12 protein-coding genes and 1 pseudogene are annotated in these 8,002 nt (G+C 46.3%); 2 read left to right on the forward strand and 11 right to left on the reverse strand.

Annotated elements, in window-relative coordinates:
- Positions 1-289: pseudogene (locus tag LPH68_RS24755) on the reverse strand (hypothetical protein); the annotation flags it as partial.
- On the reverse strand, positions 268-1,080 hold the full coding sequence (locus LPH68_RS24760) for a hypothetical protein (protein ID WP_195589112.1): 813 nt from the start codon (positions 1,078-1,080) through the stop codon (positions 268-270). The gene LPH68_RS24760 and the pseudogene LPH68_RS24755, both read right to left, overlap by 22 nt.
- Positions 1,081-1,387: 307 nt before the next feature.
- Between LPH68_RS24760 and LPH68_RS24765 the strand changes: the two genes are divergently transcribed.
- Positions 1,388-2,323 carry a hypothetical protein gene (locus tag LPH68_RS24765; RefSeq protein ID WP_195589108.1) on the forward strand — a complete coding sequence of 312 codons (936 nt, stop codon included), beginning with the start codon at positions 1,388-1,390 and terminating at the stop codon, positions 2,321-2,323.
- 28 nt (positions 2,324-2,351) lie between these two features.
- A complete protein-coding gene (locus LPH68_RS24770) occupies positions 2,352-2,780 on the forward strand; it encodes a hypothetical protein (RefSeq protein ID WP_195589105.1) in 429 nt (142 codons plus the stop codon).
- 33 nt (positions 2,781-2,813) lie between these two features.
- Here LPH68_RS24770 and LPH68_RS24775 read toward each other — a convergent pair whose 3' ends face one another.
- The 9 genes from LPH68_RS24775 to LPH68_RS24815 all read right to left on the reverse strand — a co-directional run.
- Positions 2,814-3,092, reverse strand: a complete 279-nt coding sequence (locus LPH68_RS24775; RefSeq protein ID WP_230297198.1) for a hypothetical protein — start codon at positions 3,090-3,092, stop codon at positions 2,814-2,816.
- 9 nt (positions 3,093-3,101) lie between these two features.
- On the reverse strand, positions 3,102-3,920 hold the full coding sequence (locus tag LPH68_RS24780) for a hypothetical protein (RefSeq protein WP_229101765.1): 819 nt from the start codon (positions 3,918-3,920) through the stop codon (positions 3,102-3,104).
- Between the two features lie 3 nt (positions 3,921-3,923).
- Positions 3,924-4,928 carry a hypothetical protein gene (locus LPH68_RS24785; protein WP_032577809.1) on the reverse strand — a complete coding sequence of 335 codons (1,005 nt, stop codon included), beginning with the start codon at positions 4,926-4,928 and terminating at the stop codon, positions 3,924-3,926.
- A 60-nt stretch (positions 4,929-4,988) separates the two neighbouring features.
- On the reverse strand, positions 4,989-5,198 hold the full coding sequence (locus tag LPH68_RS24790; protein WP_032577808.1) for a hypothetical protein: 210 nt from the start codon (positions 5,196-5,198) through the stop codon (positions 4,989-4,991).
- Positions 5,199-5,429: 231 nt separating this feature from the next.
- Positions 5,430-5,693: a hypothetical protein gene (locus LPH68_RS24795; protein ID WP_032577806.1), complete on the reverse strand. Its 264-nt coding sequence runs from the start codon at positions 5,691-5,693 to the stop codon at positions 5,430-5,432.
- 11 nt (positions 5,694-5,704) lie between these two features.
- Entirely contained in the window at positions 5,705-6,637 is a 933-nt protein-coding gene (locus LPH68_RS24800; RefSeq protein WP_032577805.1) for a hypothetical protein, read from the reverse strand.
- A gap of 1 nt (position 6,638) precedes the next feature.
- On the reverse strand, positions 6,639-6,854 hold the full coding sequence (locus tag LPH68_RS24805) for a hypothetical protein (protein ID WP_230297199.1): 216 nt from the start codon (positions 6,852-6,854) through the stop codon (positions 6,639-6,641).
- A 33-nt stretch (positions 6,855-6,887) separates the two neighbouring features.
- A complete protein-coding gene (locus tag LPH68_RS24810) occupies positions 6,888-7,472 on the reverse strand; it encodes a hypothetical protein (protein WP_032577803.1) in 585 nt (194 codons plus the stop codon).
- A gap of 11 nt (positions 7,473-7,483) precedes the next feature.
- A partial coding sequence (locus LPH68_RS24815) for a hypothetical protein (protein ID WP_230297200.1) occupies positions 7,484-8,002 on the reverse strand: 519 nt, incomplete at its 5' end.

An 8,002-nucleotide genomic window follows, 5' to 3' on the forward strand; every position in this document is an offset into this window, starting at 1 on the left:
CCAGATACGGAATATACTCGGTCACCAGTATGGAAAGTGAAAGATACTCCTCCGGTTGCAGTTCGCTCTTCTGGTGCGGGTTACAGTGCCTCTCAAGCAGGGAGTCGATGTCGGCTTCCCGCAAGCTTTCGTCCGTCCATGCCAGGCAACCTTCTCTTTTGCAGGCGGGACATTTATCCGCTCCATACGGCAGGAGCATCACCTTGCCGCAATCGGAACAGGTGACCAGATCGCCACGTTCCGTATAAACATCTACCGTTTCCATTCTCAATCCTCCACGTAAGGCCATTCAAGGCGGCAGCCATTGCATACAGCCACGCCCTCGTCACTAAGAATGTCAATATCTGTGCCCCTACATTCGGGGCATACCGGTGCCTTTTTCTTATCCATTCGTCGACCTGCCGCTTCTTCCTTCAGAATCAGCGGCACCCAGTATGCCGATGTGCCGAAATCCCGTATCCCACTTTCACCCTGTATGGGTTCACAGTCCTTTGTCTCCATGTATTTCTGGGAGTCCGGCCAGCATACGGCACGGTAACATTTGTCCCGATTGGGAGATTTGCCGGTATGGCGTATATAGTCTTCCTCGGACACGTAAAGCGCCCCGTTATCCCCGCTTTCCCATGCCGGGTAACCGGTTCCTTCTTCCTCGAAAGGGGCACTGTCCTCGGGAAATTCCACGAGCACATACAGTATGTCATCCCATGCCAGGGAACACTCGTCGCAGTGGAACCGGCTTTCGTGAATATCATAACGGATATTTTCCGAATTGCATTTCGGACAGATAATATCTTTGTTCTTTACTTTCGGAAAACCCAGGATTTCTCCGGCGATAATTTCCATACTGGGCCAGAACAACTGTTCATAGTAATCTTTCGCCATCTTTTCCGCCAAGTTCCGCATGTCGTCATCGCTGATCTTTTTCACATCGAAACCTTTCCCTTCCAGGTCATCGCGATGGACGGACGTGATGGGGAAATACCCGGCGTTCAGTTCCCGAATAAATAGTTTTTCTTCTTCTGTTGGTTCGGGTAGGTTGTTCAAATAGTCCCTGAGTCGTTGATAAAGTTCTCTTACCATAATTTTATTTCTTTAGATTTAAAATCCAAACAAGGTTGGATAATTCATTTATAGTATTGTCAGCCCATGCACCTAATTGGAGTATGAAGGGGCTGGAATCATCTATGACCGCTCCAAGGCAGGCTGTTTGCTCATAGTTTATTTTTGTTCAAATGAAAGTATTCGGCCTGAACGTTTCACCTTTGGCAGAACAGATTGCTACATAAAGATTGTTTCAAACAGTGATACAATAAAAAATAGCCCCGGTGCTTGCTTTTTTGATTATATTATTTTATCTTTGATCAATGTCTAACCTAAAAATCACGCCATGAAAATTTTAACCTTTTTCCATCTTTTATTTTTTTTACTTTTAGTCAGTGGTTGTAATAATTCAGATATGCCAGTTGATCCCATTCCCCAGCTTATTGAAATCTCCGAAAAAGATACGGATATGGAGCTGAATGCTTTTTTTCTTGCCGTTGACAGTCTTAATGATAATTATCTTCCTTATACTACGCGCACCAATATTAGGAAATGGGGAAGCCGATTTTTATCCGCAGTTGTTGACGCTTCTGTCGGTGCTGTGGCTTCAGCGGCCACTACTCCCATAGGAGGAACAATTATAGGCACAGGAGCTTCATGGGCATATGAGGAATATTTGGGTAATATTCTGGACAAAGTTGAAAGCAGTTCGTCCACAGGAACCGACAATCAGGCTTTTGTTCCAGTGGTTATATTCGCACCCGAAAGAGGAAATATGACGTTTGTTGATTCTGTCGGTTATTATCATAATATGCTGTTGGCAGAGATCGCAAAATCGGGTAAGACATATCTTGATCAGAACGGTGAGGTAGACATGGAAGAGTTATTCACAGATATAACAGCTATGCTTGATGAAAAAAAACAGGTACATTCTGGAGCTTCAGTTCAAAATGAACTTGCAGCCTTTTCCTCCCCTGTATCTATTTTTATAAACACGCTCAATCCAGATGATGAACAGACTCTCGACAAGAGTTTTACAAGTTTTGAGTCGGAAGGTGAAGCATTAGGGATATCTGTAAAGGAGCTCAGTAGCATAAAAGAAATATGTAGTAAAATATCAAATGTCATACTCTACTTGGAAAATGAAAAGACTATAGAATATGGAGAAAAACTTTATAAGATCATAGATGATTCTAATATTTCGGAAACACAAAAGCAAAGCTTTAAAATTTTGGATAACATTATAGTGAATAGTAAACTTTATTGGACAACAGTCCAATGATATATTAACTTTTATCTATATTTTCCATATGAAAACAATACAGGTCAGTTTCAAATATAAGTTGTGGTATATGCTGGGGCTTCTGGCTGTTTATTTTACTTATCTTTTTGCTTGTTATGTGGTAACCCGTAACGTCACGGAGACTTTGTACAATGTGCCTGTTTGGGGAATTCCCTGTCTTTTTATCTACTATATTCTCATCCATAGAATGAAAATAGTGGTTACAGACGGAGGAGAACTGGTCTACAAACCGTCCAACAGTCTTTTCTGTGAAACAATTGATATTCAGAAAATAGACAGCGCCTCTCTGGAGAGGGGGCTCCTGCTTACCAGGGCGGTCATCCGTTACAACGGTAAAGAGCGTGCATTCCTATATCCGCAGGATGTTCCCGCTTTTTTGGAATTGCTGCAATCCTTTCGTGAGGGGAGCTGTGATACGAAATCCCTACAAAAATAAAACTCACAGTGGAATGCTGAATCTCCGTTTAACTCATGAATCAGGAGAAAAACGAGAACCGACTACAAGAGGGAGTTTACCGGATAATTCGTTTTTTATTTGTTCATTACCGGGCTGGGCTACAATGATGACCAATGATTGATTTCCTGCATTCTCTTGTAAAAGTGTTCGTCCTCCAACCTGCAGCCAGCGGTCGAAGTCGTCAAGCTGTTCCTCTTCGTTTTGGAATCCACCAAATTCATGCGGGCGTTCGGCTTCGTAAGTCTGTAACTCCTGTCCGTCCGGGATGCGCTGCTCCCGGATGATGTTCAATCCAAGTCCCTATCCATTGTCGTCCTCCTTATTTTTCCTATATTTTGACAGCAGAGTTTTCATGGACCAACCGCAAAGAGCCATTAGCAATCCTTCACAATCATCTATACGGTAGGAACTTATCAAGTCTCTCGCCTTATGGCGGCAAGTCTCATCATCGCTGTTTATCTCTCCCAAAAGCGTTTCAATAAAAGTTTCACAATTCTCTTCCGAGGCAAGAACATCTTCCATAGTCTCATAGCTGTCCGTTTCTTCTACTGACGTTTCTGGGGAACCGGCATGATTATGCTTTACAGTGGACAGATATATGTTACCAATCTGCGTCGGAACTTTTTTCCGATAGAATCTGTCAATTGACAAAATGTAGTCTTCAGTTTCCCAAGCAGTTTTCGCATGATGTTCAGAAAATTCTTTGGCCCATTCAACGATATCGGCCATGACCGCACGGGAATCCTTGTCTTTGCAGAGGTCGTCCGCCCCGGCATTATAGGCCAGATCAGCAACGGTTTCCAACAATTTGAAACCGCCATTACAGTCTTTACCATTGGAACGCAGCCATAAGTCCACGTCAATGGCATCCTCTTCCGTTGTCCCGTTATGCAGGCACAGACACTGCCCGTTGCCGTCATGGCATACGAGGACCGGATGTTTGGTGTCGGGACATATCCGTACCAGTAGTTCATTGGGGGCAAGTGTTTCGGTGTCACACCCATTGAGCATTGTAGGAAGCGTCTGGTTGACCAGATTTAGGATTTCCAATTCCTCCTTTGTTTCGGACGGCTTGGAGACCAACAGGTTCTGTATATGTTTAAGAAGATTGTAAACCATGAGTCAATAATTGTTATGTTCTTTCCATATTTTACGTTTCTCGTCGTAGTTCTTGTTTTCCCACCATATATTGCAGGCATTTACAAATGCCTGACGCTTGTTCTGACGGTAGCCTGTAATCTTCTCCATCTGATTTGAATCCAGCGAATCCCACCATTCCTGCATACGTTCCTTAAATTTTTTAAGCGTGGTAAAGGGCAGATGGTCCTCGCATTCGTCACACCAGTTGTCCTCACGGTCAATGCCCGTAGTGCCAATGAATATGCGGGTATTCGGATCCACCCATGCCTGTGTCTGGATATTGTCTGAACCGCACTCGTCGCATACGGTAATCCCGTCGTCATCAGTATCATCAGGGATAAACCCGTATTCTTCCAGCCAGTGGGTGATATTAAGCAGTCCTTCGGTCTGTACGTTTTCGGCAGGCTCATCAAAATCCTCGCCGCCCTCACCGTTGAGCGTGCAGAGCAGTTTGCCGTTCCCGTCGATGAAAAGTTCATAAACTGTCGCACCTTCGTAACCGCCGTATCCGTAAAAAACGGGATTATGGACCACCACTATCGGGGAGGTTTCATACTCCGGTGATTCCGACTCCCGGTAATGTACGCCACGGTTACGGTAAAACGTGCCGATAATATTGTTCTCTTTTTCCACGGCATGGCGAATTTTCCTCAAAAGTGATTCTCTGATGGAGATGACACTGAGTTGCACATAATCCTTACGGATACGCCTGTACACTTCCATCTCGAAGTTGTCTTGGACGGAATCGAAAGGGGATACGCTGGCGTTTTCTTGGATATATTTGTCCTCGTTGAAGTTATAGTGCCGGCAGACAATATTCCTGATGCGGTGAAATTCCTCCCCGGCAAATTCGTGGATGCCATCCTCGCTTAGCGAAGTCGGGAAATAGCAACCAGGCATGTGCACTGTCATTTCACGGTAAAGCGCGTCATCATCTTCCGGAAAAATTCTGCCTGTTTCCGGTACTGTGGGATTCTCTTGTTTCATGTTGCTTGTTTTTTTATCTGTAGTTGGACAGTTTCCGGTTTGCCGCCCGTTGCATGGCGGTCACCATATTCTTATGTCATAATCTTTAAAATAGTATTCCAACTCTTTTAATCCTTCCAAAGAGTGCAGCTCGTTCTTTCCGGTCACTTCGATGTCGACGGATACTGCATTTTCATCTTTGATGTTTACTTTGGCATTGTCAAACACGCATCTTACATATTCTTCAATGCGTGAGGCAGGCAGGTCGTTTTTTACAATATTAAGTACCATATTATTTATTGTTCATTAAATGTCTGTTACGTTCATAAACCGGGCACCGCTTGCGGTATCTGCATTCGCCCCGGGCCGCATCGGTATGCGCCCGGTGCCATTCATCCCAGCTCTTCACTCCATTGTCTGTAAGGAATATGATCAGTTGCATGCAGCAGAAACCGCGTTCCTCTCATTTCCGGTCATGAAGGTTGTCCAGCCTGTTGTCCTTGAATCTCATTTGGAGGATTATTACAAGGAAATCATTTCCACGATGGCACGGATCGTGTCATCCTCGAAATATCCCAGCGGGATTACCGCACAAGGAATACAGTCTTTTGAAAGCATGATATCAGGAATATACACGTTCTTTTCCGCATCAAAGATGACGGGCTTGCCCGCATCATCGGTCAGGTCCCATTTACCACCGTTGTGTTTCAGCTGCCCCATGACATAGCCGAGCATCTCGGATACTTCGGCATTTTCTTCTGGTTTAATCGTTTTACTTGTTTCCATATCAATATTTATTATTTTTTTGCTTTTAGCATTTGTTCTCTCATGGCAAGCAGTATTGCCTCGATACCACGGATGCTTTCCTCGTTCTCTTTCAGTTTGTAATAGTAGGCGTTCGCTTCGTTGTAATCTTCCCGTGCCTTGCGCAACCTGCACTCTTTGACATCACGGACCTGTTCATGGGACAGGTCGTAACCGATGAACTCGTCCATGAAATAGGAAACCGTACGCCCGTAATAGTGGTCCGTGCGAGTTTCCACCGCAGTACGGATAATGTCGTCGCACCGCCTTCCGAGTGTCCGGAGCACATCGCTGATATGCCGGTCGTGGTACTCGTAACCGAAGAAACGGATATACCACTCGTGTTCCTGCCGGTTTGTCTTCCCCGCGTAATACTCGTACCATCGGGCGTCGCACTTGGTGTGTCTCTGGGCAACTTTGAATATGGCGTACTCTTCACCGATCCATGTAAAACGTGAGAGTATCTCGCTCGCTTCTTCCTCATAGTAGCTATCCCGCCAATTCAATTCTTCGGTCTGGCTGAGCGGGAGGAATGACTGTTTGGTGATCCACTGCCCAAAACCTTTGTGCGTGACATGCGGAAGCCCTTTCACGACCTTGCTCCATGCCTCGTTGCAGGCTTCGTCCTGTGAAGGGAAACTTTCGGGAAAGCGTTCCCTGTCCGTGCCGTCACGCAACACTTCGTTCCAATCCTTGTCGCAGACAATGAGGGTGAGGCCCTCCCTCACATGACAGTCGCGTTCGCAATAGCCGTAGGGAGCATCGCAGAGCGTGTACCACTCCTTCGGTCCATAACCGTCATCACGACCTAGATAACGTCCGGGCTTACCCTTCTCTGTCTGCACCTCCCACACTTCCGTGCAGTTTCCACGGTCGATATGGTGCAGACGTACCCTGATTTCCTTATTATCTCGTTTTCCTTCCATATCATTTATTTTTAGGATGGCTCGTCTTCTCTTTTTCGAGAATCCGGTAGATCTCTTCAAGGTCATGCTCGTTGTCTATCGGTTGCCCGTATTCCGTATCCACGATGACCACCCCGGCATTGGCAAGGTGACATCCTGCTATCGTCTTGTCATAGTCGCTCCATTCAGGATCGATTTCTGTTACCGTGTTAAATTCAAGTCCGTATGATGTCTTCATTGTATTTCCAGTTATTATGCGTATTTTTCTATTTTATGCTGCCGCTTTGTTCAGCCCGTCGATAATATGCCTGCATTCGGCTTCCAGTTCTTTCAGACATTCCGTACCATAGAATCCCCAACAACTGTCCAGTTCATTGTCATCGTCACTTTCCGGCATGATGCGATACCCGAAAACTTCCCCGGTATAGTAGTTGTCAAGGGTACTGATTTCGTCTTGCAAATATTCCTCGATCCGCTTCCTGCGTTCCGCGGTGATGTTCTTCCACCCGTATTCCCGGCGCACCTTGTCCAACGGTACCGCGATGATGCCGAAAAATCCGGAATCCCACGGGCAGCTGAACGGCGAGGTGGATATTGTAATGCCGCCATGGTCGTAGAGATAGACCAGCAGGGCGATATATTCCTTCAGGAACGATTCCCGGAAATTTCCGATATGCCCTTCAAAAACCTTGTCAATATCGAAGTGGTCATCGAACTCCTTCTCCGGGCGGTAGCGACGATGTGCCGTATAAAGCGTACCGAGATTGTCATACGCTTCACGCGGGCTTCGGGCGTCATCATCATAGTAGATGTTGATGTGATACCCGTTATATTTGATTTGATTATATAGGTTCATTTGCCTGTGTATTATGTCTTGTTACAAAGTCTTACAAATTGTTCCGTAATCTCGTCCCGCTCGAACTCGTCGCAGTTCAGGTCGAAGAACATACCCGAAGCCGCGAGCATGTCATGGGCTTCCCCGTAGGTGAGGTCGTTCCTGTGACTGTATCTGTCCACCATGTCCCGATGTTCGGCTTCCGCCCGGTCGTGCAGCCTCATTTTATACTGCCTGTACCATGCGGGGAACTGTTCCTTGGAAACCATATGTTCCAGCTGCAAGTCCCGGTATCTTCCCGGTGCCAGCAGGATGTGGCCGTCAATGTAGGACTTCGCCTCGGCTATGATCCCCTCCCTGGTGAAGGGACGGTGGGAGCGTGCCGTGAAATGCACCCATCCGCCATGCAGCGGGTGTTCGATTTCAATCTGCACACCCCATTGTCTGACGTGTACCACGATATAGGCAGCCTGACCGGGGAACATATCGTCCTTGAGGCTCACTTCCCGGCAGGCCGGCGGGTCAACATGGATGTAGTGGTCCTGCCTTGC

Source organism: Bacteroides sp. 1_1_30, assembly GCF_020982715.1.
Classification (GTDB): Bacteria; Bacteroidota; Bacteroidia; order Bacteroidales; family Bacteroidaceae; genus Bacteroides; species Bacteroides xylanisolvens.

What these genes read in the sequence shown, in the direction of transcription:
- LPH68_RS24790 (WP_032577808.1), bottom strand. Translation starts at nt 5,198, where the DNA reads ATGGTACTTAATATTGTAAAAAACGACCTGCCTGCCTCACGCATTGAA.
- LPH68_RS24805 (WP_230297199.1), bottom strand. Translation starts at nt 6,854, where the DNA reads ATGAAGACATCATACGGACTTGAATTTAACACGGTAACAGAAATCGAT.
- LPH68_RS24785 (WP_032577809.1), bottom strand. Translation starts at nt 4,928, where the DNA reads ATGAAACAAGAGAATCCCACAGTACCGGAAACAGGCAGAATTTTTCCG.
- LPH68_RS24780 (WP_229101765.1), bottom strand. Translation starts at nt 3,920, where the DNA reads ATGGTTTACAATCTTCTTAAACATATACAGAACCTGTTGGTCTCCAAG.
- LPH68_RS24770 (WP_195589105.1), top strand. Translation starts at nt 2,352, where the DNA reads ATGAAAACAATACAGGTCAGTTTCAAATATAAGTTGTGGTATATGCTG.
- LPH68_RS24795 (WP_032577806.1), bottom strand. Translation starts at nt 5,693, where the DNA reads ATGGAAACAAGTAAAACGATTAAACCAGAAGAAAATGCCGAAGTATCC.
- LPH68_RS24810 (WP_032577803.1), bottom strand. Translation starts at nt 7,472, where the DNA reads ATGAACCTATATAATCAAATCAAATATAACGGGTATCACATCAACATC.
- LPH68_RS24800 (WP_032577805.1), bottom strand. Translation starts at nt 6,637, where the DNA reads ATGGAAGGAAAACGAGATAATAAGGAAATCAGGGTACGTCTGCACCAT.
- LPH68_RS24765 (WP_195589108.1), top strand. Translation starts at nt 1,388, where the DNA reads ATGAAAATTTTAACCTTTTTCCATCTTTTATTTTTTTTACTTTTAGTC.
- LPH68_RS24760 (WP_195589112.1), bottom strand. Translation starts at nt 1,080, where the DNA reads ATGGTAAGAGAACTTTATCAACGACTCAGGGACTATTTGAACAACCTA.